Annotated in this window: 23 protein-coding genes; all 23 read left to right on the top strand. The window is 64.7% G+C overall.

All coding sequences use genetic code 11. The features are described from left to right. Nucleotides 1-7: 7 nt before the first annotated feature. The 23 genes from ACSQ27_RS21370 to hisD all read left to right on the top strand — a co-directional run bounded on the left by ACSQ27_RS21370 (nucleotide 8) and on the right by hisD (nucleotide 26,260). Nucleotides 8-679 carry a type 4a pilus biogenesis protein PilO gene (locus ACSQ27_RS21370; protein WP_436157499.1) on the top strand — a complete coding sequence of 224 codons (672 nt, stop codon included), beginning with the start codon at nucleotides 8-10 and terminating at the stop codon, nucleotides 677-679. Further along, complete coding sequence (locus ACSQ27_RS21365; protein WP_436157498.1) at nucleotides 676-1,227, top strand: pilus assembly protein PilP; 552 nt, start codon at nucleotides 676-678, stop codon at nucleotides 1,225-1,227. The genes ACSQ27_RS21370 and ACSQ27_RS21365 overlap by 4 nt, the downstream gene beginning before the upstream one ends. After that, on the top strand, nucleotides 1,224-3,347 hold the full coding sequence (gene pilQ, locus ACSQ27_RS21360; RefSeq protein WP_436157497.1) for a type IV pilus secretin PilQ: 2,124 nt from the start codon (nucleotides 1,224-1,226) through the stop codon (nucleotides 3,345-3,347). The genes ACSQ27_RS21365 and pilQ overlap by 4 nt, the downstream gene beginning before the upstream one ends. Before the next feature lie 170 nt (nucleotides 3,348-3,517). Continuing rightward, nucleotides 3,518-4,042 (top strand): shikimate kinase, encoded by a 525-nt coding sequence (locus tag ACSQ27_RS21355; protein WP_436157496.1) that lies wholly within the window; start codon nucleotides 3,518-3,520, stop codon nucleotides 4,040-4,042. Between the two features lie 62 nt (nucleotides 4,043-4,104). After that, nucleotides 4,105-5,220 carry a 3-dehydroquinate synthase gene (gene aroB / locus ACSQ27_RS21350; protein ID WP_436157495.1) on the top strand — a complete coding sequence of 372 codons (1,116 nt, stop codon included), beginning with the start codon at nucleotides 4,105-4,107 and terminating at the stop codon, nucleotides 5,218-5,220. A gap of 29 nt (nucleotides 5,221-5,249) precedes the next feature. Further along, entirely contained in the window at nucleotides 5,250-6,449 is a 1,200-nt protein-coding gene (locus ACSQ27_RS21345) for a deoxyguanosinetriphosphate triphosphohydrolase (protein WP_436157494.1), read from the top strand. 26 nt (nucleotides 6,450-6,475) lie between these two features. Next, complete coding sequence (locus tag ACSQ27_RS21340) at nucleotides 6,476-7,699, top strand: MFS transporter (RefSeq protein ID WP_436157493.1); 1,224 nt, start codon at nucleotides 6,476-6,478, stop codon at nucleotides 7,697-7,699. Between the two features lie 214 nt (nucleotides 7,700-7,913). Beyond that, the gene (locus ACSQ27_RS21335; RefSeq protein ID WP_436157492.1) at nucleotides 7,914-9,062 is read left to right on the top strand and encodes an ABC transporter substrate-binding protein; all 1,149 of its coding nucleotides are present in this window, start codon (nucleotides 7,914-7,916) and stop codon (nucleotides 9,060-9,062) included. A gap of 93 nt (nucleotides 9,063-9,155) precedes the next feature. Further along, entirely contained in the window at nucleotides 9,156-9,863 is a 708-nt protein-coding gene (locus tag ACSQ27_RS21330) for a transposase (RefSeq protein ID WP_436157491.1), read from the top strand. Between the two features lie 240 nt (nucleotides 9,864-10,103). Further along, nucleotides 10,104-14,849: a glutamate synthase-related protein gene (locus ACSQ27_RS21325; RefSeq protein WP_436157490.1), complete on the top strand. Its 4,746-nt coding sequence runs from the start codon at nucleotides 10,104-10,106 to the stop codon at nucleotides 14,847-14,849. A gap of 99 nt (nucleotides 14,850-14,948) precedes the next feature. Further along, nucleotides 14,949-16,415 (top strand): glutamate synthase subunit beta, encoded by a 1,467-nt coding sequence (locus ACSQ27_RS21320; RefSeq protein WP_436157489.1) that lies wholly within the window; start codon nucleotides 14,949-14,951, stop codon nucleotides 16,413-16,415. A 204-nt stretch (nucleotides 16,416-16,619) separates the two neighbouring features. Beyond that, nucleotides 16,620-17,465 (top strand): ABC transporter ATP-binding protein, encoded by an 846-nt coding sequence (locus ACSQ27_RS21315; protein ID WP_436157488.1) that lies wholly within the window; start codon nucleotides 16,620-16,622, stop codon nucleotides 17,463-17,465. Continuing rightward, nucleotides 17,462-18,256, top strand: coding sequence for a lipid asymmetry maintenance ABC transporter permease subunit MlaE (gene mlaE / locus ACSQ27_RS21310; RefSeq protein ID WP_436157487.1), 795 nt, complete (start codon nucleotides 17,462-17,464; stop codon nucleotides 18,254-18,256). The genes ACSQ27_RS21315 and mlaE overlap by 4 nt, the downstream gene beginning before the upstream one ends. A gap of 119 nt (nucleotides 18,257-18,375) precedes the next feature. After that, the gene (gene mlaD, locus ACSQ27_RS21305; RefSeq protein ID WP_436157486.1) at nucleotides 18,376-18,882 is read left to right on the top strand and encodes an outer membrane lipid asymmetry maintenance protein MlaD; all 507 of its coding nucleotides are present in this window, start codon (nucleotides 18,376-18,378) and stop codon (nucleotides 18,880-18,882) included. Further along, complete coding sequence (locus tag ACSQ27_RS21300) at nucleotides 18,879-19,652, top strand: MlaA family lipoprotein (RefSeq protein ID WP_436157485.1); 774 nt, start codon at nucleotides 18,879-18,881, stop codon at nucleotides 19,650-19,652. The genes mlaD and ACSQ27_RS21300 overlap by 4 nt, the downstream gene beginning before the upstream one ends. 203 nt (nucleotides 19,653-19,855) lie before the next feature. Beyond that, complete coding sequence (locus tag ACSQ27_RS21295; protein ID WP_436157484.1) at nucleotides 19,856-20,500, top strand: MlaC/ttg2D family ABC transporter substrate-binding protein; 645 nt, start codon at nucleotides 19,856-19,858, stop codon at nucleotides 20,498-20,500. Between the two features lie 15 nt (nucleotides 20,501-20,515). After that, nucleotides 20,516-20,788 (top strand): STAS domain-containing protein, encoded by a 273-nt coding sequence (locus ACSQ27_RS21290; protein WP_436157483.1) that lies wholly within the window; start codon nucleotides 20,516-20,518, stop codon nucleotides 20,786-20,788. Nucleotides 20,789-20,896: 108 nt separating this feature from the next. Then, nucleotides 20,897-21,862 carry an ABC transporter ATP-binding protein gene (locus ACSQ27_RS21285; protein WP_436157482.1) on the top strand — a complete coding sequence of 322 codons (966 nt, stop codon included), beginning with the start codon at nucleotides 20,897-20,899 and terminating at the stop codon, nucleotides 21,860-21,862. Continuing rightward, nucleotides 21,859-22,614 carry an ABC transporter permease gene (locus ACSQ27_RS21280; protein ID WP_436157481.1) on the top strand — a complete coding sequence of 252 codons (756 nt, stop codon included), beginning with the start codon at nucleotides 21,859-21,861 and terminating at the stop codon, nucleotides 22,612-22,614. Before ACSQ27_RS21285 ends, ACSQ27_RS21280 begins: the two co-directional genes overlap by 4 nt. A gap of 135 nt (nucleotides 22,615-22,749) precedes the next feature. After that, nucleotides 22,750-22,992 (top strand): BolA family protein, encoded by a 243-nt coding sequence (locus tag ACSQ27_RS21275; RefSeq protein ID WP_436157480.1) that lies wholly within the window; start codon nucleotides 22,750-22,752, stop codon nucleotides 22,990-22,992. A 23-nt stretch (nucleotides 22,993-23,015) separates the two neighbouring features. Continuing rightward, entirely contained in the window at nucleotides 23,016-24,296 is a 1,281-nt protein-coding gene (gene murA / locus ACSQ27_RS21270) for a UDP-N-acetylglucosamine 1-carboxyvinyltransferase (RefSeq protein ID WP_436157479.1), read from the top strand. After that, nucleotides 24,293-24,943 carry an ATP phosphoribosyltransferase gene (gene hisG, locus ACSQ27_RS21265; RefSeq protein WP_436157478.1) on the top strand — a complete coding sequence of 217 codons (651 nt, stop codon included), beginning with the start codon at nucleotides 24,293-24,295 and terminating at the stop codon, nucleotides 24,941-24,943. The genes murA and hisG overlap by 4 nt, the downstream gene beginning before the upstream one ends. A 3-nt stretch (nucleotides 24,944-24,946) precedes the next feature. Next, a complete protein-coding gene (gene hisD / locus ACSQ27_RS21260) occupies nucleotides 24,947-26,260 on the top strand; it encodes a histidinol dehydrogenase (protein ID WP_436157477.1) in 1,314 nt (437 codons plus the stop codon). The last annotated feature ends 3 nt before the right edge of the window (nucleotides 26,261-26,263 follow it).

The following is a 26,263-nucleotide window of genomic DNA, read 5'->3' as shown; positions in this document are numbered from 1 at the left end:
AACGATCATGGCAAAAACACCCAAAATGTCCGTCGATTTCTCGGCGATCCAAAACAGCCTGAAGGCCCAGTTCTCCGGGCTGGATGCCAATGACCCGCCTTCATGGCCGGCGCTGCCGCGCTATCTTCTCTGTGTCGCCGTCACGATCCTCGTGGTGGTCGCGCTGTGGTTTGTCTGGCTGAGCTCCTCGGATGAGGAACTGACGGCCGAGCAGGCCAAGGAAGTCCAGCTGCGGGAAGACTACAAGAAGAAGCTGGTGCAGGCGGTGAACCTCGATGCGTTGAAAAAGCAGCGCGAACAGGTACAGCAATATGTGACCCAGCTCGAGAAGCAGCTTCCCAGCAAGGCTGAAATGGATGCCCTGCTGTCGGACATCAACCAGGCCGGCCTGGGCCGCAGCCTGCAATTCGAGTTGTTCCGGCCGGGGCAGGTCAGCGTCAAGGAATATTACGCCGAGCTGCCCATCGCGGTGCGCGTCACGGGCCGCTACCACGACATCGGCGCCTTTGCCGCGGACATCGCCAATCTCTCCCGCATCGTGACCTTGAACAACCTGAACCTGCTGCCGGCCAAAGACGGCAATCTCGTCATGGACACCACGGCCAAGACATTCCGCTACCTCGATCCCGAGGAAGTGGCCCTGCAGCGCAGCAAGAGCGCCCCGGGAGCCAAAAAATGAGATTTAACAACTATGTGCTGACCGGCAGCCTGGTGATGACGCTGCTGGCGCTGGCCGGTTGCGGCTCGTCCGAGCAGGAAGAGCTGCAGCAGTGGATGACGGAGCAGCGCAACGCGACCCGGCCCAAGGTCGACCCCTTGCCCGAGCCCACCAAATTCTCGCCGCAGGCCTATAACCAGGAAGGCTCCACCGAGCCTTTCAGCAACCAGAAATTGACGCAGGCGCTCAAGCGCGATTCCACCCAGGCCACGTCCAATGCGGGCCTGATCGCGCCGGAACTGAGCCGGCGCAAGGAACCCCTGGAAGCCTACCCCCTGGACGCGACCTTCATGGTCGGGAGCCTGATCAAGGTGGGCCAGCCGGTGGCGCTGGTCAAGGTCGACAACCTGATTTACCAGGTACGGGTCGGCAACTACCTTGGGCAGAATTACGGCCGGATCACGCAGGTGGGTGAAACAAGCCTTTCCCTGCGTGAGATCGTGCAGGACGCTGCGGGCGAATGGATTGAGCGGACGGCGACTTTACAGCTATTAGAGGGATCAAAATGAACAAGCAAACATGGGCATTGGCAGCACAGGGTACGGGAGGCGGCCTGACGCGTTTGCTTGAACGTGTGTTGCGCGGCGCTTCATTCGGCATGGCTTTGTCGCTGCTGGTGGCTGTGCTGCCGACGGCCGCACAGGCGCAAAACTCCATCCAGTCGGTGACCGGTTCGGTCCAGGGCGGCTCCGAGATCATCCGCATCGACCTGGCCGAACCTTTGACCGCCATCCCTACCGGATTCAGCATCCAGGCGCCGGCACGCATCGCCCTGGACTTCCCCGGCGTCAGCAATGCCATGGGGCGGACCGCGGTGGACCTGAACGTGGGCAACCTGCGCTCGGCGAACGTGGTGCAAGCCGGCGACCGGACCCGCGTGGTGCTCAACCTCAAGGCGCCGTCGACCTACAAGGCCGACATACAGGGTAAATCCCTGGTGATCACGCTGGACTCGTCCTCTTCGGCAAGTGCTCAGGCGCAGGCGCCGGCACAGGTGTTCGCGGAAAGCCGCAACCGTGACGTGCTTCCGCTCAAGGATGTCGATTTCCGCCGTGGCACCGACAGCGCCGGGCGCATCGTCGTGGGCCTGTCCAACAACGAAGTGGGCGTGGACATACGCCAGCAGGGCCAGACCCTGGTGGTTGAATTCCTGAAGACGGCCTTGCCTGAAGGCCTGCGCCGCCGCCTCGACGTGGCCGACTTCGGCACGCCGGTGCAAACCGTCACGACCTTCCAGACCGGCGACAAGGTCCGCATGGTGGTGGAGCCCAAAGGCGCCTGGGAGCACAGCGCTTACCAGAGCGACAACCAGTTTGTGCTGGAAGTCCGTCCCCTGAAGGCCGACCCGACCAAACTGACCCAGGGACCGGGCTACACCGGCGAGAAACTCTCCCTGAACTTCCAGAACATTGAAATCCGCTCCCTGTTGCAGGTGATTGCCGACTTCACGAACTTCAATATCGTCACGTCCGATTCCGTGACCGGCAGCGTCACGCTGAGGCTGAAGGACGTGCCCTGGGACCAGGCGCTGGACATCATTCTCCAGTCCAAGGGCCTGGGCATGCGCAAAAACGGCAACGTGCTGGTGATCGCGCCCAAGGACGAGCTGGCCGCCAAGGACAAGCTGGACCTGGAATCGCGCAATGCCATCCAGAGCCTTGAGCCTGTCCGCACGCAGTCCTTCCAGATCAACTATGCCAAGGCCGCGGACATCGCGACGCAAATTACCGCCGGCGGCAGCGGGCCGACCAGCGCCCGTATCCTGTCGCAGCGCGGCAGCGTGATTGCCGAGGCCCGGACCAACCAGCTGTTCGTGACCGACATCCCCTCACGGCTGGAGGCGGTTCAGAGCCTGATCACCAAGCTCGACGTGGCGGTTCGCCAGGTGCTGATCGAGGCGCGCATCGTCGAAGCTTCGGACACCTTCGGCAAGTCGCTGGGCGTGCGGCTCGGCGGCCAGCCTTTCAACCAGAACACCAACACGGCGTTCGGCGGCACCTACAGCGCGACGACGGCGGGTACCAACGCCGGCGAATTCCTGAGCCTGCCGGCCGTGGGCCAGAACGGTTTCTCGGCAGCGACCTTTGCCGTGTCCCTGTTCAACGCCGCCAAGACGCGATTCCTGAACCTCGAAATTTCCGCGTCCGAAGCCGACGGCAAGACCAAGATCGTTTCCAGCCCCCGCGTTGTCACGGCGGACCAGGTCAAGGCGCTGATCGAGCAAGGCACGGAACTGCCGTACCAGCAGGCGACCTCCAGCGGCGCCACGTCCATCAGCTTCCGCAAGGCCAACCTGAAGCTCGAGGTCACGCCGCAGATCACGCCTGAGGGCAACATCATCCTGAACGTCGACGTGAACAAGGACAGCGTGGGCCGCGAAACGGCCAACGGCTTCGCGATCGACACCAAGCACATCCAGACGCAGGTTCTGGTGGAAAACGGCGGGACCGTGGTGATCGGCGGCATCTTTGAGCAGAACGACCGCGACAATGAAACCAAGGTTCCGTTCCTGGGCGACCTGCCCGGCGTCGGCAATCTGTTCAAGCAGCGGACCCGCTCGGCCACGAAGTCCGAACTGCTGGTGTTCATCACGCCCAAGATGCTGACCAACGGATCGGCATTGCGCTGAGCCCGGTGGGGCCGGCTTCGCCGCGAGGCGGGGCCGGTTTGGTGGGAAAATGCAGGTAATGGCGGGCCCTTTGGGGCCTGTCGCGTTTGTGAAACCGGCCCATTTCCTTGCCTTCCTCCAATCACGCATCCCGGGGTGAATGCCCCCAGACTCCATTGAATGCACACCCGTTGAGAATCGCCTGCGTGGGCCTGCCGGGTTCGGGAAAGTCCACCGTCGGCCGGCACCTGGCCCGCAAGATGGGGCTGCGCTTCATCGATTCGGACCAGGTGATCGAGCAGCGCATCGCCTGCTCCATACGCGAGTTTTTCGAGCGTGAGGGCGAAAACGCCTTCCGGGACATCGAGCAGCAGGTCATCGACGAGCTGACGCAGGGCCCCTCCTGCGTGCTGTCCAGCGGCGGAGGGACCGTGCTGCGTCCCGCCAATCGCCAGCACCTTCGCGAGCGCGCGCAGGTGGTCTACCTGCATTCCATCCCCGAAGAGGTGTTTCGCCGCCTGCGGCACGACCAGAACCGGCCCCTGCTCCAGGTCGCCGACCCGCTGGCCAGGCTCAGGGACCTTTATGCCGCGCGCGACCCGCTGTACCGGGAAACCGCCCACTTCGTCATCGAGACCGGCCGCCCCTCGGTGTCGACCCTGGTCAACATGATCCTCATGCAGCTGGAACTGGCCGGCTTGCTGGCCCCGCCCTGATCGCCGCTTTTGCCGTGCAGGCCGGTGGCCCCGGCGCGGCGAGTGCCCCTACACTTCCACCTATGCACGCAAATTCCCCTTCCGCGGCGGCGCGGGTCCAGATCGACCTCGGCGAGCGCAGCTATCCGATCGCCATCGGCAACGGCCTTCTCGGCAACGCGCTGACTTACCAGGATCTCCCGAAAGCCGCCACCGCGCTGGTGGTGTCGAACACCACGGTGGCCCCCTTGTATGCGGCGCAACTGAGCCAGGCGCTGCGCCAGCGTTACGACAAGGTGCTTCTGGTAAATCTGCCCGACGGCGAAGTCCATAAGGACTGGCCCACGCTGCAGCTGATTTTCGACGCCCTGCTCGAGAACGGCTGCGACCGCAAGACGGTGATGTTCGCGCTGGGCGGCGGCGTGGTGGGCGACATGACCGGTTTCGCCGCTGCCAGCTATATGCGCGGCGTGCCCTTTGTGCAGGTGCCCACGACCTTGCTGGCGCAGGTGGATTCTTCGGTCGGCGGCAAGACGGCCATCAACCACCCGCTCGGCAAGAACATGATTGGCGCGTTTTACCAGCCGCTGCTGGTGGTCTGCGACCTCGATGCCCTGGCGACGCTGCCGCCGCGCGAACTGAGCGCGGGCCTGGCGGAGATCATCAAATACGGCCCGATCGCCGACATGGACTTCCTGGAATGGATAGAGGCCAATCTCGACGGCCTGCTCGCCCGGGAGCCCGCGGCCATGGCCCACGCGATCAAGCGCAGCTGTGAAATCAAGGCCTGGGTGGTGGGCCAGGACGAGCGTGAAACCGGCCTGCGGGCCATCCTGAATTTCGGCCACACCTTCGGCCACGCGATTGAATCCGGCCTGGGCTATGGTGAATGGCTGCACGGCGAGGGCGTGGGCTGCGGCATGGTGATGGCCGCGCACCTGTCCGAGCGCCTGGGCCTGGTCGACATGGCTTTTGTGGAGCGCCTGACCCGGCTGGTGCGGCGAGCCGGCCTGCCGGTCAAGGCGCCGGTGCTGTCGGCCACTGACAATGCCGGGCGCTACCTGGAATTGATGCGCATCGACAAAAAATCCGAAGCCGGCGAGATACGTTTTATCGTGATCGACGGCCCGGGCAAAGCGGCGCTTCGCAGCGCGCCCGACGCGCTGGTGCGCGGCGTGATCGACCTGTGCTGCGCGTAATGCGCGTAACCGCCTGGAGAGTGTGAACCATGACCCTCGCGCCCTATGCCTGTGACCCCGCGCTGTCGCGCGGGCGCCGCTACACCGAGCCGGCCGCGCCCACGCGCTCCGACTTCCAGCGCGACCGCGACCGCATCGTGCATTCCACGGCCTTTCGGCGTCTGGTCTACAAGACCCAGGTGTTCCTCAACCACGAGGGCGACCTGTTCCGCACCCGCCTGACCCATTCGCTGGAAGTCGCGCAGCTGGGGCGTTCCATCGCCCGCACGCTGCAGCTCAATGAGGACCTGGTGGAGGCCATCGCGCTGGCGCACGACCTGGGCCACACCCCCTTCGGCCATGCCGGCCAGGATGCCCTGAACGCCTGCCTCAAGGCCGGCCATCCCGAGAGCGCCGGCTTCGAGCACAACCTGCAAAGCCTGCGCGTCGTGGATGCGCTGGAAGAGCGCTACCCGGCCTACAACGGCCTGAACCTCAGCTTCGAGACACGCGAAGGCATCCTCAAGCATTGCTCCCGGCGCAACGCGCTTCGCATCGAGTCGCGCGAGCCGGGCGGCGTGGCCCGCCGCTTTGTGGAGCAGCCCGCCGACGGCCCGAAATGGCAGCAGCCCAGCCTGGAAGCGCAGCTCGCCAACCTGGCCGACGAAATCGCCTACAACGCCCACGACATCGACGACGGCGTGCGCTCCGGCCTGCTGACGCTGGAGCAGCTCGAGGACGTGGAACTCTTCAGCCAGTACTGCCGCGAGACGCGGCTGGCCCATCCCGGCCTGCAGGGCCGCCGGCTGCTGTTTGAAACCATACGCCGCATGCTCAGCGCCCAGGTCTACAACGTGATGGACGCGACCTGGGCGGCGGTTCACAAGGCGGCGCCCGCGAGCGCCGACGAAGTGCGCCAGCACCCCGCGCTGGTCTGCTTCACGCCGGAGATGGCGCGGCAGTCCGCCTTGCTCAAGCGCTTCCTGCTGCAAAACCTCTACCGCCATCCCAAGGTGGTGGAGACCACGCAGGCCGCCAAGCAGGTGGTGCGCGAGCTGTTCGAGGCCTATATGGCCGACCCCGCGCAGATGCCGCAGGCCCACATCGACCGCTTTGACGGCGTGGACGTCCCGCACGCCGCGGGCGCCAAGCCCGAGCGCGTGGTGGCCGACTACATCGCCGGCATGACGGACCGCTTTGCCGCCAAAGAGCATGAACGCCTCAAGGGGCGGGCCGCTTTCGCGGCCTGAACCTTCCCTTCACGCCTTGCCCCCGCGTGACTGACATCAAGCCGGATACCGCTGCCAGCATGCGAGCCGCCTGGTGCGTGATCGCGGCCGGCGTGGTGGCCGCGCTGCATGTGGGCAAACTGCCGCCGGCCTTGCCCGTGCTGGGCCAGGTGCTGGGCGTCTCGCTGCTGCAGGCCGGCTTTCTGTTGTCGCTGGTGCAACTGGCCGGCATGGCGCTGGGCCTGGTGACCGGGCTGGCTGTGCAGCGCGCCGGGCTCAAGCGCAGCATGGTGGCCGGCCTCTGGGTGCTGGCCTCGGCCAGTGCCCTGGGGGCCATGGCGCCCGGCGTCCATGGCCTGCTGGCGACGCGCGTCCTGGAGGGCCTGGGATTCTTGTGGGTGGTGCTGCCGGCGCCGGCCCTGGTGCGCCGCCTCGTACCGGAGGAAAAACTCAACGGCATGCTCGGCATGTGGGGCGCTTACATGCCGCTGGGCGCTTCGCTGGCCTTGCTGGCCGGGCCCTATCTCATTGCTTGGGGCGGCCCGCAGTGGGGCTGGCGCCTCCTGTGGTGGCTGCTGGCCGCGCTGGCGGCGATGCTGGCCCTGGTGCTCGCATGGCGGGTGCCGGCGGAGCCGCCCGGGGCGGTCCCGGCGGCCGGCCGGCCCCGCAACGGCCAGCTCATCGCGGCGACCTTGCGTTCGCGCGCCGCCTGGCTCATGGCCGTGGCTTTTGCGGCGTATTCGGGGCAATGGCTTGCGGTGGTCGGTTTCCTGCCGTCCATCTATGCGCAGGCCGGTGTGGCCGCCAACTGGGCCGGGCCGCTGACGGCGCTCGCGGCCGCCGTCAACATCGTCGGCAACGTCGCCGCCGGGCGGCTGCTGGGCCGCGGCCTGCCGCCGCTGGTGTTGCTGGGCGCAGGCTTCCTGGCGATGGGGGGCGGCGCCTTGCTGGCTTTTTCGGGCGTGCCGCCCGCGCTGCAATACGCGGCCATCCTGGGTTTCTCCATGGTCGGCGGCTTGATCCCGGCCACCCTGTTCAGCCTGGCCGTCCGGCTGGCGCCCGGTGCGGACACGGTGTCCACCACGGTGGGCTGGATGCAGCAATGGTCGGCACTGGGCCAGTTCGCGGGTCCTCCGCTGGTGGCCTGGGTGGCCGCGACAGCAGGGGGCTGGCAATGGACGGGCTGGGTGACCGCGGCCAGCTCCGCGCTGGGACTGGTCCTGGCGCTGCAGCTGCAGCGCTTGACGGGTTTGCGCACGCCGGGGCATTAACGCCGGTCCACACAATCAATAGCTGTCATCAAGGTTTATGACGGCGCATAGGCTTATGACGTGTCGGCATTTCCCCCGCTGTCTTTTCGGCCTCACACGGATTACGCTTAGGGTCTGCGCACAATTTGTGACATTTCTTTGGAACAGTAAGCGCATGCTGCAATGCAGGCATCAAACCTGCTTTGGCTATCTCCGTCTCTCAAAAGGTGTTGTCATGGGCTTCAATCGGCGTCAGTTAATTCTCAGTGGTGTGTCGGCAGGCGCTGTGGTGGCAAGTCCCGCGCTGTGGGCGCAAAGCAAGACCGCGCGAAAAATCGTCGTCGGTCAATCCGTGCCGCTCACCGGCGCCGCCGACCAGATCGGCCTGGCCTACCTGAATGGCGCCAAAATTTATTTCGACGCGATCAACGCCAAGAACGGCGCGGGCGGCCACAAGATCGAAGTCAAAGCCCTGGACGACGGCTACACCCCGGCCAAGGCCGCCGCCAATGCCAAGCAGCTGATCGACGAGGGCGTGGACGCGCTCTTCGGCTTCACCGGCACCGCCAGCTGCGACGCCGCCTTTGCCGCGGCCAAGGCCTCGGGCACGCTGTTTTTCGCGCCCTTTGCCGCGTCCGACGCGCTGCACGATCCTGCGCTCGTCAACATTTTCCATGTGCGTCCCGCGTTGGCCGACGAGGCCTACAAAATCGCGCGCCATTGCGCCACGCTGAACCAGGACCGCATCGCGGTGTTTGCCGAAGACGATGCCATGGGGCGCGGCGGCCTGGCAGCCGTCAACCAGGCCTTGGTCGACCTGAAGCGGCCGGCCATCGTCGGCAGCGCCTTGTCACCGGTCAACAGCGACAAGGTCGACGCGGCCGTGGCGTTGCTGATGAAGGCACAGCCCCAGGCCGTCATCCAGGTCAGCCTGTTCAATTCATCGGCTGCCTTCATCCGCAAGATGCGCCAGGCCGGCTACGGCGGGCAGTTCCTGAATTTTTCCGTGGTGGGTATCGATCCGCTGTTCAGCGCCCTCGGCAAGGAAATCGGCGGTGTCGTGATTTCGCAGGTCGTGCCTTCGCCGCGCAGCACCGGCACGCCCATCATCAAGGAATACCTTGATGTACTGAACCAGACCGACCAGACCCCCAGCTATGAAAGTGTGGAAGGCTACATCGCAGCTCGCACCTTCGCTGAAGGCGTGCGCCGCAGCGCGGCGGGCAGCGGCAAGCCCGACCGGGCCGGTCTGCAAAAAGCCTTTGAATCGATGACGGACTACGATGTGGGCGGCTTTCGCGTGAACCTGCGCCCGAAGAAATACGAATCGGTGCGCGCCATCGACCTGGTCACCATCACTCCCGACGGCAAGGTCGTCCGCTAAGCGCAGCGGCCGCTTTCTCGGGGCCTCCCCGGGAGAGGCTGAAATCGGGGTCGGGTTCCAATATCATGGTGCAAACTCCAGGCATTGCATTCCATGGCCCGTCTCCCGCGTCTGACCCTTCCCGGCTACCCCCACCACATCATCCAGCGGGGCAATAACCGGCAGGCCATTTTTGCGTCCGCCGCCGACCACCAGATGCTGCTGGCGCTGCTGGGCGAAAGCGCCCGCAAATCCGGCGTTGCCCTGCACGCCTATGTGCTGATGGACAACCATCTCCACCTGCTGGCTACGCCCAGCACGGCGGAGGGCCTGCCGCAGATGATGCAGGCCGCGGGGCGGCGTTATGTGCGCTACTTCAATGACAGCCAGGGGCGCTCCGGCACCCTGTGGGAAGGGCGCTACCGCGCCACTGTGATCGAGGCCGAGCGCTACCTGCTGGCTTGCATGGCCTATATGGACCTGAACCCCGTCCGCGCGGGGCTGGTAGCCGAGGCCAGGGACTATCCCTGGTCCAGCCACGGCCATTACGCGGGCTTGCGGGTCGACAGCCTGCTGACGCCGCACCCGCTGGTCTGGGCGCTGGGCAACACGCCTTTTGCCCGCGAGGCGGCTTACGCCGAACTGGTGCGCGACGGCATCACACTGGAGCAGCAGGACGTGCTGACCCGCGCGGCCCTCAGCGGCTGGGCGCTCGGAGGGGCTGATTTTCTGGCGGAACTGCAAAAGCGCACTGAGCGCCGCGTGACCAGAAACCAGGCAGGGCGTCCGCCTGCGGGGCCAAAGGATGTGCCGACCTCCTGAGCAAACCTTCCAGGGGGGCTTGCTGCGGCGCAATTTAATATGTCCCCAATTAAATTCCGATTAATTTCATCGATCTTTAATAAGTATCTGACCCCATTTAAAGTGCTTGGCATTGTTGTTGCAGTGCACTATGCTCCCATTCCCTGCGAAAAATTATGAACCTTGCGGATGGAAGCGTTGCCGGCCTTTTTTCGGGGCCACTCCTGCATCGCCGCCATCCTCAACCGACGAGGAATTGCCATGACCACGGCTGCTGAAATCAAGCATTTTGAAGAAAACGGTTTGTACTCCGGAGCCAACGAGCACGATGCCTGCGGCGTCGGTTTCGTGGCCCATATCAAGGGGCACAAAAGCCATGCCATCGTCCAGCAAGGCCTGAAAATCCTCGAAAACCTCGACCACCGGGGCGCAGTGGGCGCTGACAAGCTCATGGGCGACGGCGCCGGCATCCTGATCCAGCTGCCCGACGCGCTCTACCGCGAAGAAATGGCGACGCAGGGCGTTCAACTGCCGCCACCCGGCGAATACGGCGTCGGCATGGTCTTCCTGCCGAAAGAGCACGCGTCACGACTGGCCTGCGAACAGGCCCTCGAGCGCGCCGTCAAGGCCGAAGGCCAGGTGCTGCTGGGCTGGCGCGACGTGCCGGTCAACCGCGACATGCCGATGTCGCCCACCGTGCGCGAAAAAGAGCCCATCCTGCGGCAGATCTTCATCGGCCGCGGCAACGACGTGATCGTGCAGGACGCACTGGAACGCAAGCTCTACGTCATTCGCAAGACCGCCAGCGCCGCCATCCAGAACCTGCGCCTGACGCACAGCAAAGAGTATTACGTGCCCAGCATGTCCAGCCGTACGGTGGTCTACAAGGGCCTGCTGCTGGCCGACCAGGTGGGCACTTACTACCGCGACCTGACCGACACGCGCTGCGTGTCGGCACTCGGCCTGGTGCATCAGCGCTTCTCCACCAACACCTTCCCCGAGTGGCCGCTGGCCCACCCCTACCGCTACGTCGCGCACAACGGCGAGATCAACACCGTCAAGGGCAACTACAACTGGATGAAGGCGCGCGAGGGCGTGATGTCCTCGCCGGTGCTGGGCGCCGACCTGCAAAAGCTCTACCCGATCAGCTTTGCCAGCCAGTCCGACACCGCCACCTTCGACAACTGCCTGGAACTGCTGACCATGGCCGGCTACCCCATCAGCCAGGCCGTGATGATGATGATTCCCGAGCCCTGGGAACAGCACACCACCATGGATGAGCGCCGCAAGGCCTTCTATGAATACCATGCCGCCATGCTGGAGCCCTGGGACGGCCCGGCCTCCATCGTCTTCACCGACGGCCGGCAGATCGGCGCCACGCTGGACCGCAACGGCCTGCGCCCCTCGCGCTACTGCGTGACCGACGACGACCTGGTCATCATGGCCTCCGAATCGGGTGTGCTGCCGGTTCCCGAGCACAAGATCGTGCGCAAATGGCGCTTGCAGCCCGGCAAAATGTTCCTGATCGACCTGGAACAGGGCCGCATGGTCGACGACGAGGAAATCAAGGCCACGCTGGCCCACAGCAAGCCTTACAAGCAGTGGATCGAAAACCTGCGCATCAAGCTGGACGACGTGGCCGGCAAGGCCGCCAAGGCCGCTCCGGTGAACGCCCCCGCGGTTTCCGACATCCCGCTGCTCGACAGGCAGCAGGCCTTCGGTTACACCCAGGAAGACATCAAGTTCCTGATGTCCCCCATGGCCGCGAACGGCGAGGAAGCCACCGGCTCCATGGGCAACGACAGCCCGCTGGCCGTGCTGTCCAACAAGAACAAGCCGCTGTACAACTACTTCAAGCAGCTGTTCGCGCAGGTGACCAACCCGCCCATCGACCCGATCCGTGAAGCCATCGTGATGTCGCTGGTGTCCTTCATCGGTCCCAAGCCCAACCTGCTGGACATCAACCAGGTCAACCCGCCGATGCGGCTGGAAGTCAGCCAGCCCGTGCTCAACGTCGCCGACATGCAGAAGCTGCGCGACATCGAGGCGCACACCCAGGGCAAGTTCAAGAGCTACACCCTGGACATCACCTATCCGCTGGCCTGGGGCCACGAAGGCGTCGAGGCCAAACTGGCGTCGCTGTGCGCCGAGGCGGTTGACGCGATCAAGGACGGCAAGAACATCCTGATCGTCAGCGACCGCGGCATCAGCGCCACCCAGGTCGCCATCCCGGCCCTGCTGGCCTTGTCCGCGATTCATCAGCACCTGGTGAAGGAAGGCCTGCGCACCACGGCCGGCCTGGTGGTGGAGACCGGCTCGGCCCGCGAAGTGCACCACTTCGCCGTGCTGGCCGGCTACGGTGCCGAAGCCGTGCATCCTTACCTCGCCATGGAAACCCTGGCCGAGCTGTCCAAGGGCCTGCCGGGCGATCTCAGCACCGAGAAAGCCGTCTACAACTACACCAAGGCCATCGGCAAGGGCCTGTCCAAGATCATGTCCAAGATGGGCGTGTCCACTTATATGAGCTACTGCGGCGCCCAGCTGTTCGAGGCCATCGGCCTGAACCGCGATGCCGTGGCCAAGTTCTTCACCGGCACTGCCAGCCAGGTCGAAGGCATGGGCGTGTTCGAGATCGCCGAGGAAGCGCTGCGCATGCACCGCGCCGCCTTCAGCGACGACCCGGTGCTGGCCAACATGCTGGATGCCGGCGGCGAATACGCCTGGCGCGTGCGCGGCGAAGACCACATGTGGACGCCCGATGCGATCGCCAAGCTGCAGCATTCCACGCGGTCAAACAACTGGAACACCTACAAGGAATACGCCCAGCTGATCAACGACCAGAACCGCCGCCACATGACTTTGCGCGGCCTGTTCGAGTTCAAGATCGACCCCTCCAAGGCCATTCCGATCGATGAGGTCGAGCCGGCCAAGGACATCGTCAAGCGTTTCGCCACCGGCGCCATGTCGCTGGGCTCCATCAGCACCGAAGCCCATGCCACGCTGGCCGTGGCCATGAACCGCATCGGCGGCAAGAGCAACACGGGCGAGGGCGGTGAAGACCCGAACCGTTACCGGCAAGAGCTCAAGGGCATCCCGATCAAGAAGGGTGAGACGCTGAAAAGCGTGATCGGCCCGAAACAGGTCGAGGTCGACCTGCCGCTGCAGGACGGCGACTCGCTGCGCTCGCGCATCAAGCAGGTGGCCTCGGGGCGTTTCGGCGTCACGGCCGAATACCTGGTGTCGGCCGACCAGATCCAGATCAAGATGGCGCAGGGCGCCAAGCCCGGCGAGGGCGGCCAGCTGCCCGGCGGCAAGGTCAGCGAATACATCGGCCAGCTGCGCTACTCGGTGCCCGGCGTCGGTTTGATCTCGCCGCCGCCGCACCACGACATTTATTCGATCGAGGACCTGGCCCAGCTGATCCACGACCTGAAAAACGTCAACCCGCGCGCCAGCATCAGCGTCAAGCTGGTCAGCGAAGTCGGTGTCGGCACTATCGCGGCCGGCGTGGCCAAGGCCAAGTCCGACCACGTGGTGATCGCCGGCCATGACGGCGGCACGGGCGCCTCGCCCTGGTCATCCATCAAGCATGCCGGCTCGCCCTGGGAAATCGGCCTCGCCGAAACCCAGCAGACCCTGGTGCTCAACCGACTGCGCGGCCGTATCCGCGTGCAGGCCGACGGCCAGATGAAAACCGGCCGCGACGTCATCATCGGCGCGCTGCTGGGCGCCGACGAGTTCGGTTTCGCCACCGCGCCGCTGGTGGTCGAAGGCTGCATCATGATGCGCAAGTGCCACCTCAACACCTGCCCCGTCGGCGTGGCCACGCAGGACCCGGTGCTGCGCCAGAAGTTCAGCGGCAAGCCCGAGCACGTCGTCAACTACTTCTTCTTCGTCGCCGAAGAGGCGCGCCAGCTGATGGCGCAACTCGGCGTGCGCAAGTTCGACGACCTGATCGGCCGCGCCGACCTGCTCGACACGCAGAAAGGCATCGAGCACTGGAAAGCCAGCGGCCTGGATTTCAGCCGCCTGTTCTACCAGCCCAACGTGCCGGCCGACGTGCCGCGCCTGCATGTCATGGAGCAGGACCACGCGCTCGAAAAAGCGCTGGACGTGCGCCTGATCGAAAAATCCAGGGCCGCGATTGAAAAGGGCGAAAAAGTCCAGTTCATCGAAGTGGCGCGCAACGTCAACCGCACCGTCGGCGCCATGCTGTCGGGCGAACTGACGCGCCACCACCCACAGGGCCTGCCCGACGACACCCTGCGCATCCAGCTGGAAGGCACGGGCGGCCAGTCCTTCGGCGCCTTCCTGGCCAAGGGCATCACCATGTACCTGATCGGTGACGCCAACGACTACACCGGCAAGGGCCTGTCCGGCGGCCGCATCGTGGTGCGCCCCAGCATCGACTTCCGCGGCGACGCGGTGAAGAACACCATCGTCGGCAACACCGTGCTTTACGGCGCGACCACCGGCGAAGCCTTCTTCAGCGGCGTGGCCGGCGAGCGTTTCGCCGTACGGCTTTCGGGCGCCACGGCGGTCGTTGAAGGCACGGGCGACCACGGCTGCGAATACATGACGGGCGGCACCGTCGCGGTGCTGGGCAAGACCGGCCGCAACTTTGCCGCCGGCATGAGCGGCGGCGTGGCCTATGTGTACGACGAGGACGGCCTGTTCGCCACGCGCTGCAACACCTCCATGGTCTCCATGGACCGCATCGTCACCACGGCCGAGCAGCACACCCATGACAAGGCCGACTGGCACGCGGGCGAAAGCGACGAGGAGCTGCTCAAGCGCCTGCTGCAGGACCACAATCGCTGGACCGGCAGCAAGCGCGCGCGCGAACTGCTGGACAACTGGAGCGAGTCGCGCCTGAAGTTCGTCAAGGTCTTCCCGAACGAATACAAGCGGGCCCTGATCGAACGCAAGGAGCGCCGCCTGGAAGCGTCTACCGAGACCACCCGGGCGCAGGTCGCCACCAACCAGGAAGCGGTAGCCGCCAAGTAGGCCAAGCCCCACGCTTGCATTGAACCGGAACTGCCCGCGCCCATGATGGATGGGCCGGCAGCCGGAAAAGCTTAAAGAAGAATTGCACAGGACCTCATCATGGGAAAAATCACCGGCTTCATGGAATACGAGCGCATCGAGGAGGGCTACAAGCCCGTGCCTGAGCGCCTGAAGAACTACCGCGAGTTCGTCATCGGGCTGGACGACGCGCAGGCCAACAAGCAGGCTGCGCGCTGCATGGACTGCGGTACGCCGTTTTGCAACAACGGCTGCCCGGTCAACAACATCATTCCCGACTTCAACGACATGGTGTTCCGCGCCGACTGGAAAAACGCCATCGACACGCTGCACAGCACCAACAACTTCCCCGAATTCACCGGCCGCATCTGCCCGGCGCCCTGCGAGGCCGCCTGCACGCTGAACGTGAACGACGACGCCGTCGGCATCAAGTCGATTGAGCACGCCATCATCGACCGCGCCTGGTCCGAAGGCTGGGTCAAGCCGGTGATGCCCAAACACAAGACCGGCAAGAAAGTCGCCGTCGTCGGCTCCGGCCCCGCCGGCATGGCCGCGGCCCAGCAGCTGGCGCGCGCCGGCCACGAGGTGACCCTGTTCGAGAAGAACGACCGCATCGGCGGCCTGCTGCGCTACGGCATCCCCGACTTCAAGATGGAAAAAGTCCACATCGACCGCCGCGTCGAGCAGATGAAGGCCGAAGGCGTGAACTTCCGCACCGGCGTGATGGTCGGCGCCTTGCCCAAGGATTCCAAAGTCACCAACTGGGCCAAAGAAAGCATCAGTCCCGAGCAACTGCAAAAAGATTTTGACGCCGTGATCCTGACCGGCGGCGCCGAGCAGTCGCGCGACCTGCCCGTGCCCGGCCGCGACCTGGACGGCGTGCACTTCGCGATGGAGTTTCTGCCCCAGCAGAACAAAGTCAATGCCGGCGACAAGGTCAAGGGCCAGTTGCGCGCCGACGGCAAGCACGTCATCGTGATCGGCGGCGGCGACACCGGCTCCGACTGCGTGGGCACCAGCAACCGCCACGGCGCCGCCAGCGTCACCCAGTTCGAGCTGATGCCCCAGCCACCCGAAGAAGAAAACCGCCCCATGACCTGGCCTTACTGGCCGATCAAGCTGCGCACCTCTTCGTCGCATGAGGAAGGCTGCGAGCGCGAATTCGCGATCTCCACCAAGGAATTGATGGGCGAAAAAGGCAAGGTCACCGGCCTGAAGACGGTTCGTGTCGAATGGAAAGACGGCAAGATGGTCGAGGTGCCCGGTTCCGAGCAGACCCTCAAGGCCGACCTGGTGCTGCTGGCCATGGGCTTTGTCTCGCCGGTGGCTTCCGTGCTGGAGGCCTTCGGCATTGAAAAAGACAACCGCGGCAACGCCAAGGCGAGCACCGACTTCACCGGCGGATATGCCACCAACGTGCCCAAGGTGTTCGCCGCCGGTGATATCCGCCGCGGCCAGAGCCTGGTGGTCTGGGCGATTCGCGAAGGCCGCCAGGCCGCGCGCGCGGTCGACGAATTTTTGATGGGTTACAGCGATTTGCCTCGCTGACGCCTTTTGAACGCCATATCCGGCGGTTGATCAAACCCGGGCTAGACCCTGGGTGCGCGACGCCTTCACCGCGAGGTGAACGATGCGTAGACCCCACGGTATTACCGGCGGGTATTACTTCCAGGGATGGTTCGGGCCAAACCCCGTATCATTAGGGCATTCCCCTAGCACCGCCGGCGCCTTCGTCGGCTTTCCTTTTTGCCCATGGCCGACATCTCCGCTTCATCACTGGTTGAATTCAAGGATGTGACCTTTTCCTACCCGGGTTCGGCCGGGGATCGCGTCATCCTCGACAAAGTCACCCTGACCGTGCCGCGCGGCAAGGTCACCGCGCTGATGGGCGCCTCGGGCGGCGGCAAGACCACCGTGCTGCGGCTCATAGGCGGCCAGCAGAAGGCCACTGGCGGCGCCGTGCTGTTTGACGGCAAGGATGTCGGCAAGCTGGTGCAGGAAGAGCTTTATCTCGCCCGCCGGCGCATGGGCATGCTGTTCCAGTTCGGCGCGCTGTTCACTGATTTGAGCGTGTTCGACAACGTGGCTTTCCCGTTGCGTGAGCACACCGCGCTGAATGAGCGCCTGATCCGCGACATCGTGCTGATGAAGCTCAACGCCGTGGGCCTGCGCGGCGCGCGCGACCTGATGCCCAGCGAGATTTCCGGCGGCATGGCCAGGCGCGTGGCGCTGGCGCGCGCCATCGTGCTGGACCCCGAACTCATCATGTACGACGAACCCTTCTCGGGGCTGGACCCGATCTCGCTGGGCACCGCCGCGCAGCTGATACGCCAGCTCAACGACACCCTGGGCATCACCAGCATTGTGGTCTCGCATGACCTGGAAGAGACCTTCCGCATCGCCGACAAGGTCATCATCCTGGCCAACGGCGGCATCGCGGCGCAGGGAACGCCCGACGAGGTCAGGCACTCCACCGATCCGCTGGTGCACCAGTTCGTCAACGCCGAGAGCGAAGGTCCCGTGAAATTCCATTATCCCGGGCCGGGTGTGGAAGCCGACTTCGGCAACGCGGATGCGGCCCAAAAGGAGCGCGCATGAGCCGCTACAGTCCCCTCGGCCTGGTGTCCGACCTCGGTTTTGCGGTGCGCAGGCAACTGGCCGATATGGGCTACGCCGCGCGGCTGATGTCGCGGCTGGTGGCCCTGAGCGGGCCGGCGCTGGCCCGCTTCGGCCTGGTGCGCGACCAGATCTTCTTTTTGGGCAACTATTCGCTGGCCATCATCGCGGTGTCCGGCCTGTTTGTCGGTTTTGTGCTGGGCCTGCAGGGCTACTACACGCTGCAGCGCTACGGTTCGGCCGAGGCGCTGGGCCTGCTGGTGGCGCTCAGCCTGGTGCGCGAACTCGGGCCGGTGGTCACGGCGCTGCTGTTTGCCGGCCGCGCCGGCACGGCCCTGACCGCCGAAATCGGCCTGATGAAGGCCGGCGAACAGCTGTCTGCCATGGAAATGATGGCCGTCGACCCGATACGCCGCATCCTGGCGCCGCGTTTCTGGGGCGGCATCATTGCCATGCCCCTGCTGGCGGCGGTGTTCAGCGCCGTCGGCATCATGGGCGGCTGGCTGGTCGGCGTGGTCATGATCGGCATAGACGCCGGCTCCTTCTGGAGCCAGATGCAGTCCGGCGTGGACGTCTGGCGCGACGTGGGCAACGGCATCATCAAGAGCTTTGTGTTCGGCGTGACCGTCACCTTTGTCGCCCTGCACCAGGGATTTGAGGCCCAGCCCACGCCCGAAGGCGTTTCGCGCGCCACCACGCGCACCGTGGTGGTGGCTTCGCTGGCCGTGCTGGGGCTGGATTTCCTGCTCACCGCGTCGATGTTCAGCCTCTGATGCGGCCTTTAAGCCACCCTAAAACATTTTTAATCCGCCCATGAGAAAATGCACCGCTCCAGTGTTCGCCTTGAATGGTCGGTGCAGGGCTGCCCTTCGGGGCCACTGAAAGAAGAACCATGCAACGCTCCAAAAATGATCTCTGGGTTGGCCTGTTTGTCCTGATTGGGGGGGCCGCCATCCTGTTCCTGGCACTGAAATCCGCCAACCTTCTCTCACTGAATTTCGACACTTCTTACAAGATCACGGCGAAATTCGACAATATTGGCGGCCTGAAACCGCGCGCCGCGGTTAAAAGTGCCGGTGTGGTGGTCGGGCGAGTTGAAAATATCACTTTCGACGACAAGTCCTATCAGGCGAGCGTCAGCCTGGCGATGGAAAGCCGTTATGTGTTTCCCAAGGACAGCTCGCTCAAGATTTTGACCAGCGGCCTGCTCGGTGAGCAGTACATCGGCGTGGAGGCCGGCGGGGACGAGAAAAATTTCGCGGCGGGAGACGTGATCAAAAACACGCAATCTGCCGTAGTACTTGAGAATCTGATCAGCCAGTTTTTATACAGTAAAGCGGCGGACAGCAGTTCCGGATCCGGGTCTGCGCCGCCACCAGCGACGACAGAAAAAAAATGACTTTCAACAACATGATGAAAAAATCAACAGGGTGGGCCGGCGCTGTTCTCGCAGTAGCGCTGCTTCAGGGATGCGCAACCGGCCCCGGCGCCAATCCGTCCGACCCGCTGGAGCCCTTCAACCGGGCCATGTTCGGCTTCAACGAAGGCCTGGACCGCACCGTCCTCAAGCCCGTGGCCACCGCCTACCGCGACGTCACGCCCCAGCCCGTGCGCACCGGCGTCACCAGCTTTTTCGGCAACATTTCCGATGTCTGGTCCATGGTCAACAACCTGCTGCAGGGCAAGGGCGAGGCGGCCGCCGACAGCCTGTTCCGCGTCACCACCAACACCCTCTGGGGCCTGGGCGGCATTTTTGACGTGGCCAGTGAAATGAAGATTCCGAAGCATTCGGAAGATTTCGGCCAGACCCTGGGTACCTGGGGTGTGGGGTCGGGCCCTTACCTGGTGCTGCCAGTGCTGGGCTCCTCCTCGGTGCGCGATACCGCCGGCCTGCTGGTGGACTCCCAGATGGACGCGGTCACCCAGGCCAGCAATGTCCGTGTCCGCAACACCCTGACGACGCTGCGCGTGGTCAACGTCCGTGCCAACCTGCTGGGCGCCAGTGAGGTGCTGGACCAGGCGGCGCTGGACAAATACAGTTTTACCCGTGATATCTACCAGCAGCGCCGCAACAGCCTGATCGGCAAGGGGACGGCGGAAAAGGAAGAGCGCTTTGACCTGCCTGAAGGCGCGCAGGCCACGCCCGCACCTGCGCCGGCAGCCAAGTAAGCAGGTGAAACAAGCTTGAACAGGGCCAAAACCAGGCCTTGAGAAGGTCTGGCAGCGCCAATATTTACAAGACTGCCGAATAACTTCATCCCCAGTCCGGAAACAATCCCGCAAAATACCCTCGAAACACCGGTTCTCAGCGCACCAAGCATCAACCCGATGCCCATGAAGCTGATACCCGGTTTCGACACCGAAGGAGCATCATGAAACGCAGAACCCTTGGCCACTTGTTGACCGCCACTCTTAGCCTGGCCCTGCTGGGCGCCGCGCCCTTTGTCCGCGCCCAACAGGTCGAGGCCCCTGACGCCTTGATCAAACGGGTGTCCGCAGAAGTGCTGGACAACATCAAGACCGACAAAGCCGTGAAGGCCGGCGACCTGACCAAAGTGCTGTCCCTGGTCGACAGCAAGATCATGCCCAACGTGAACTTCACGCGCATGACGGCAGCGGCTGTGGGCCGCAACTGGCGCCAGGCCACGCCCGAGCAGCAAAAGAAGCTGCAGGACGAGTTCAAGATCCTGCTGATCCGCACCTATTCCGGCGCGCTGTCGCAGGTCAGCGACCAGAGCGTCAACGTCAAGCCGCTGCGTGCGGACCCCACCGACACCGAAGTGGTGGTGCGCACCGAAGTGCTGGGCCGGGGTGATCCCGTCCAACTTGACTACCGTATGGAAAAAACCCCCACGGGCTGGAAGATCTATGACCTGAACGTGCTCGGCGTCTGGCTGGTGGAAACCTACCGCACCCAGTTCGCACAGGAAATCAGCACCAAGGGCGTGGACGGCCTGATCGCCTCGCTGGTACAGCGCAACCAGTCCAATAGCGGCGCAATCGCCAAGAAGTCCTGAGCGGACGCGCTGCCGGTGCTGACGCTCCCTCCCGTTCTTACGCATGCCGAAGCCGCAGGTTTTGCCCGCGGCCTGAAGCAGGCCGTGCTGTCCCAGCCGGCTGGGGTGGTGGCGGACGCCGGCGCGCTCAAGGAATTTGATTCCTCCGCCCTGGCCGTGCTGCTCGAGTGCCGGCGCGAAGCGCTGGCCGCCGGCAAGGATTTTTCGGTGGCGGGCCTGCCGCCCCGCCTGCGCCAGCTGGCCGGCCTGTATGGCGTGGCGGAGCTGATTCCGGCCGCCCAGGCCTGAGGCGCTTCACCGCAACGGGTCGCCACTGGCCGCCCGGGGCATCCCGCCAAGGGCATTGCACGGCGCGCCCGGTTGAAAAACAGCATCCGCCCTTAAAATGGCGGGCTCATGCCAGCGATCTCATTCCAGTCCGTCTCCAAAACCTACTCCTCCGCGCGAAATCAGACAGGTCCCGTCGTCAAGGCGCTTGACGACGTCAGTTTCGATATCCGGCAGGGCGAATTTTTTGGCTTGCTGGGCCCCAACGGCGCGGGGAAGACCTCCCTGATCAGCATACTGGCCGGCCTGTCGCGCGCCAGCAGCGGCAGCGTCAAGGTGCACGGCAGCGATGTGCTGACCGACTATGCGAACGCCAGGCGCAAGCTCGGCGTGGTGCCGCAGGAGCTGGTGTTCGACCCCTTTTTCTCGGTGCGCGAGGCGCTGCGCATCCAGTCCGGCTATTTCGGCATCAAGCACAACGACGACTGGATCGATGAACTGCTGGTCAGCCTGGGCCTGGCCGACAAAGCCAATGCCAATATGCGCCAGCTCTCGGGCGGCATGAAACGCCGCGTGCTGGTGGCGCAGGCCCTGGTACACAAGCCGCAGGTCATCGTGCTGGACGAGCCCACCGCCGGCGTTGACGTCGAACTGCGCCAGACCCTGTGGCAGTTCATCGCCAAACTCAACAAGCAGGGCAGCACCGTGTTGCTGACCACGCATTACCTCGAAGAAGCCGAGGCCCTGTGCAGCCGCATCGCCATGCTCAAGCAGGGCCGGGTGGTGGCGCTGGCGCAGACCTCCGAGCTGCTCAAGGCGGCGTCTTCCAACGTGCTGCGTTTCAAGATCGACAGCGAACTGCCCACGCACCTGGCCGTGCGGGCCCGCATCACCGGCCGCATCGTGCAGTTCCCGGCCCACAACGCGAACGAAATCGAACAATACCTGGCGGCCATCCGCGAGGCGGGCCTGGTGGCCGAAGACGTTGAAATCCGCAAAGCCGACCTGGAAGACGTCTTCCTCGACGTCATGAACAAGAAACCCGCCGGCGATAGTGCGGCCGTGGCGGTAGACCTCGCGAAAGTAGCAACATGACAGGCTGGCAAACACTGCTGTACAAGGAAACGCTGCGCTTCTGGAAGGTGGGTTTCCAGACGGTGGGCGCGCCGGTGCTGACCGCCGTGCTCTACATGCTGATCTTCGGCCACGTGCTGCAAGACCAGGTCAAGGTCTACAACCAGGTCAGCTACACCGCCTTCCTGGTGCCCGGCCTGGTAATGATGAGCGTGCTGCAGAACGCCTTCGCCAACAGCTCTTCCTCGCTGATCCAGAGCAAGATCATGGGCAGCCTGGTGTTTGTGCTGCTCACGCCGCTGTCGCACTGGCACTGGTTTTTCGCCTATGTGGGCTCTTCGGTCGCGCGCGGCCTGCTGGTGGGTATGGGCGTGTTCGCCGTCACCGTGTTTTTCGGCCAGCCGGCTTTTGTGGCGCCGCTGTGGATCGTGCTGTTCGCGGTGCTGGGTGCCGCCATGCTGGGCGCGCTGGGTGTGATCGCCGGCCTGTGGTCCGAGAAGTTCGACCAGATGGCGGCCTTCCAGAATTTCGTCATCATGCCCATGACCTTCCTGAGCGGCGTGTTTTACTCCATCCACTCGCTGCCGCCTTTCTGGCAGAAGGTCAGCCACCTGAACCCCTTCTTCTACATGATCGACGGCTTCCGCTACGGCTTTTTCGGCGTCAGCGACGTCTCTCCGTGGTTGAGCCTGGGCATCGTGGCGACGGCCCTGCTGGCCGTCAGCGCCGTCGCCGTCAACCTGCTGCGCACCGGCTACAAAATCAGACACTAAAAATATGGCCCCCACGTTCGCGCACTTCGTGTCGCTCTCTGCCCCCCGAGGGGGGCGCTGCGCCTGCGGCCTGGCAAAGCCAGTTCCGCGGCCCCTGCTTGCGAAGACACTCGTCTCGTGCCCAATAGGTAAGCTATGACAAGCGAAGAACTCCAATCCATCATCGCCGCGGGCCTGCCCTGCGAGCACCTCGAGCTGTCGGGCGACGGCCGCCACTGGTATGCCACTGTGGTCTCCAGCGCCTTTGAAGGCCAGCGCCTGATCCAGCGCCACCAGAAGGTCTACGCCACACTGGGCGGCCGCATGCAGACCGACGAGGTGCATGCGCTGTCGATGAAAACCTATACGCCGGCCGAATGGGCCAACAATCAACAATAACGGCAACGTGAACTGAACAAAACATGGACAAACTACTCATCAAGGGCGGCAAACCGCTGGCCGGTACGGTCGAAATTTCTGGCGCCAAGAATGCCGCGCTGCCCGAGCTGTGCGCCGCGCTGCTGACGGCCGACGACGTCACGCTGCGCAACGTGCCGCGCCTGCAGGACGTGGCCACCATGCTCAAGCTGATCCGCAACATGGGTGTCGAGGCCGAACGCAGCGACGACGGCACCGTGCGCATCAACGCCGGCAAGCTCAGCTCGCCCGAGGCGCCTTATGAACTGGTCAAGACCATGCGCGCCTCCGTGCTGGCCCTGGGCCCGCTGCTGGCGCGCTTCGGCGAAGCCACGGTGTCGCTGCCGGGCGGCTGCGCCATCGGCTCGCGCCCGGTGGACCAGCACATCAAGGGCCTGCAGGCCATGGGCGCCGAGATCGCCGTGGAGCACGGCTACATGCTGGCCAAGCTGCCGGCCGGCCCGAATGGCGAAAGAGGGCGCCTGAAGGGCACCAGCATCACCACCGACATGGTGACCGTCACTGGCACCGAAAACTTCCTGATGGCCGCCAGTCTGGCCGAGGGTGAAACCATCCTGGAAAACGCGGCCCAGGAACCGGAAATCGGCGACCTGGCTGAAATGCTCATCAAGATGGGCGCGAAGATCGAAGGCCACGGCACGCGCCGCATCCGCATCCAGGGCGTGGAGCGCCTGCACGGCTGCACCCACCAGGTGGTGGCCGACCGCATTGAAACCGGCACCTTTCTGTGTGCCGTGGCGGCCGCCGGTGGCGACGTGGTGCTCAAGCACGGCCGTGCCGACCACCTCGACGCCGTGATCGACAAGCTGCGCGAAGCCGGTGCCATCGTGACGGCGGGCGAGGGTTTTGTCCGTATCCAGGCCAGCGGCCGCATGAAGGCGCAATCCTTCCGCACCACCGAATACCCCGGTTTCCCGACCGACATGCAGGCCCAGTTCATGGCCCTCAACGCCATCGCGCTGGGCGGCAGCACGGTGACCGAGACGATTTTTGAGAACCGCTTCATGCACGTCAACGAGATGGTGCGCCTGGGCGCCAAGATCCAGATCGAGGGCAAGGTCGCGGTGATGGAGGGCGTTGAGAAACTTTCCGGCGCCACCGTCATGGCCACCGACCTGCGCGCCTCCGCCAGCCTGGTGATCGCCGGCCTGGTGGCCGAAGGCGAAACCCTGGTGGACCGCATCTACCATCTGGACCGCGGCTACGACCAGATGGAAGCCAAACTGCGCGGCATCGGCGCCGATATCGAACGGGTGAAAGCATGATCACCTTAGCGCTCTCCAAGGGCCGCATCTTCGACGACATCCTGCCGCTGCTGAAAACGGCCGGCATCGAGGTGCTGGACGACCCCGAAAAATCCCGTAAGCTGATCCTGGACACCAACCAGCCCGGCGTGCGCGTGGTGCTGGTGCGCGCCACCGACGTGCCCACCTATGTGCAGTACGGCGGCGCTGACATGGGTGTGGTCGGCAAGGACACCCTGCTCGAGTCCGGCAGCCAGGGCCTGTACCAGCCGCTCGATTTGCAGATCGCCAAATGCCGCATCAGCGTGGCCGTGCGCGAGGGTTTTGACTACGCCGCCGCCGTGCGCCAGGGATCGCGCCTCAAGGTCGCCACCAAGTACGTGGCGATCGCCCGCGACTTCTTCGCCACCAAGGGCGTGCACGTCGACCTGATCAAGCTCTACGGCAGCATGGAACTCGCGCCGCTCACGGGCCTGGCCGACGCCATCGTCGACCTGGTGTCCACCGGCAGCACCCTCAAGGCCAACCACCTGGTCGAAGTCGAGCGCATCATGGACATCAGCTCGCACCTGGTGGTGAACCAGACTGCGCTCAAGCTCAAGCAGGCGCCGATCCGCCAGCTTATCGATGCCCTTTCGGCCGCCACGGCCTCCTCGCGAAAATCCTGACCCATGAAGACCGCCGCACCCGCCCGCCTGTCCACCGTTTCCGCCACTTTCGAGGCTGAATTCAAGGCGCGCCTGCATTGGTCCGCCGACACCGACGCCGCCATCGAGCAGCGTGTGGCCGACATCCTGGCCGACGTGCAGCAACGCGGCGATGCGGCGGTGCTGGAATACACCGCGCGCTTTGACGGGCTGGACGCCGCCGCCATGGACCGGCTGGAACTCACGCAGGCTGAACTGAAGGCCGCGTTCGATGCGATCCCGGCGGCGCAGCGCGATGCGCTCGAAGCCGCCGCGCGCCGCGTGCGCAGCTACCACGAGGCCCAGAAGAGGGCCAGCGGCGAAAGCTGGAGCTACCGCGACGAAGACGGCACCCTGCTGGGTCAGAAGGTCACGCCGCTGGACCGCGTTGGCATCTATGTGCCCGGCGGCAAGGCCGCTTATCCCTCGTCGGTGCTGATGAATGCCATCCCGGCCCATGTGGCCGGCGTCGGCGAAATCATCATGGTCGTGCCCACGCCCAAAGGCGAGAAAAACGCCCTGGTGCTGGCCGCCGCCTATGTGGCCGGTGTCACCCGCGCTTTCACGATAGGCGGCGCGCAGGCCGTTGCCGCGCTGGCCTATGGCACGCAGACCGTGCCCAAGGTCGACAAGATCACCGGGCCCGGCAATGCCTATGTCGCCAGCGCCAAAAAGCGCGTTTTCGGCACGGTGGGCATAGACATGATCGCCGGCCCTTCGGAAATCCTGGTGCTGGCCGACGGCAGCACGCCGGCCGATTGGGTCGCCATGGACTTGTTCAGCCAGGCCGAGCACGACGAGCTCGCGCAAAGCATCCTGCTGTGCCCCGACGCCGCGTACATCGACGCCGTGCAGGCCGCCATAGACCGCCTGCTGCCCGACATGCCGCGCGCCGAGATCATCGCCAAGTCCCTGAGCGGCCGCGGTGCGCTGATCCACACGCGCAGCATGGAAGAGGCCTGCGCAATCAGCAACCGCATCGCGCCCGAACACCTGGAAGTCTCCAGCCGCGACCCGCACAAGTGGGAGCCGCTGCTCAAGCACGCAGGCGCCATCTTCCTGGGCGCCTACACCAGCGAATCCCTGGGCGACTACTGTGCCGGCCCGAACCACGTGCTGCCGACCAGCGGCACAGCGCGTTTCAGCTCACCGCTGGGCGTCTACGACTTCCAGAAACGCTCCAGCCTGATCGAAGTCAGCGAAGCCGGCGCCCAGGTGCTGGGCAAGATCGCCGCCGAACTGGCCTACGGTGAAGGCTTGCAGGCGCATGCGCGGGCGGCCGAGATGCGGCTGAAGTGAGTT

It is taken from the genome of Polaromonas sp. LjRoot131, from assembly GCF_964252805.1.
Classification (GTDB): domain Bacteria; phylum Pseudomonadota; class Gammaproteobacteria; order Burkholderiales; family Burkholderiaceae_C; genus Polaromonas.
The sequence above is the reverse complement of the archived record's forward strand: the minus strand, read 5'-3'. Positions and strand labels throughout refer to the sequence as shown.

Bases quoted from the DNA above. Each gene is read 5' to 3' on its own strand.
- ACSQ27_RS21365 (WP_436157498.1), top strand. From the start codon at position 676: ATGAGATTTAACAACTATGTGCTGACCGGCAGCCTGGTGATGACGCTG.
- ACSQ27_RS21320 (WP_436157489.1), top strand. From the start codon at position 14,949: ATGGGAAAAATCACCGGCTTCATGGAATACGAGCGCATCGAGGAGGGC.
- ACSQ27_RS21345 (WP_436157494.1), top strand. From the start codon at position 5,250: ATGACCCTCGCGCCCTATGCCTGTGACCCCGCGCTGTCGCGCGGGCGC.
- ACSQ27_RS21300 (WP_436157485.1), top strand. From the start codon at position 18,879: ATGACTTTCAACAACATGATGAAAAAATCAACAGGGTGGGCCGGCGCT.
- aroB (WP_436157495.1), top strand. From the start codon at position 4,105: ATGCACGCAAATTCCCCTTCCGCGGCGGCGCGGGTCCAGATCGACCTC.
- ACSQ27_RS21315 (WP_436157488.1), top strand. From the start codon at position 16,620: ATGGCCGACATCTCCGCTTCATCACTGGTTGAATTCAAGGATGTGACC.
- ACSQ27_RS21325 (WP_436157490.1), top strand. From the start codon at position 10,104: ATGACCACGGCTGCTGAAATCAAGCATTTTGAAGAAAACGGTTTGTAC.
- ACSQ27_RS21370 (WP_436157499.1), top strand. From the start codon at position 8: ATGGCAAAAACACCCAAAATGTCCGTCGATTTCTCGGCGATCCAAAAC.
- hisG (WP_436157478.1), top strand. From the start codon at position 24,293: ATGATCACCTTAGCGCTCTCCAAGGGCCGCATCTTCGACGACATCCTG.
- pilQ (WP_436157497.1), top strand. From the start codon at position 1,224: ATGAACAAGCAAACATGGGCATTGGCAGCACAGGGTACGGGAGGCGGC.
- mlaD (WP_436157486.1), top strand. From the start codon at position 18,376: ATGCAACGCTCCAAAAATGATCTCTGGGTTGGCCTGTTTGTCCTGATT.
- murA (WP_436157479.1), top strand. From the start codon at position 23,016: ATGGACAAACTACTCATCAAGGGCGGCAAACCGCTGGCCGGTACGGTC.
- hisD (WP_436157477.1), top strand. From the start codon at position 24,947: ATGAAGACCGCCGCACCCGCCCGCCTGTCCACCGTTTCCGCCACTTTC.
- ACSQ27_RS21335 (WP_436157492.1), top strand. From the start codon at position 7,914: ATGGGCTTCAATCGGCGTCAGTTAATTCTCAGTGGTGTGTCGGCAGGC.
- ACSQ27_RS21295 (WP_436157484.1), top strand. From the start codon at position 19,856: ATGAAACGCAGAACCCTTGGCCACTTGTTGACCGCCACTCTTAGCCTG.
- ACSQ27_RS21285 (WP_436157482.1), top strand. From the start codon at position 20,897: ATGCCAGCGATCTCATTCCAGTCCGTCTCCAAAACCTACTCCTCCGCG.
- ACSQ27_RS21330 (WP_436157491.1), top strand. From the start codon at position 9,156: ATGGCCCGTCTCCCGCGTCTGACCCTTCCCGGCTACCCCCACCACATC.
- ACSQ27_RS21275 (WP_436157480.1), top strand. From the start codon at position 22,750: ATGACAAGCGAAGAACTCCAATCCATCATCGCCGCGGGCCTGCCCTGC.
- mlaE (WP_436157487.1), top strand. From the start codon at position 17,462: ATGAGCCGCTACAGTCCCCTCGGCCTGGTGTCCGACCTCGGTTTTGCG.
- ACSQ27_RS21280 (WP_436157481.1), top strand. From the start codon at position 21,859: ATGACAGGCTGGCAAACACTGCTGTACAAGGAAACGCTGCGCTTCTGG.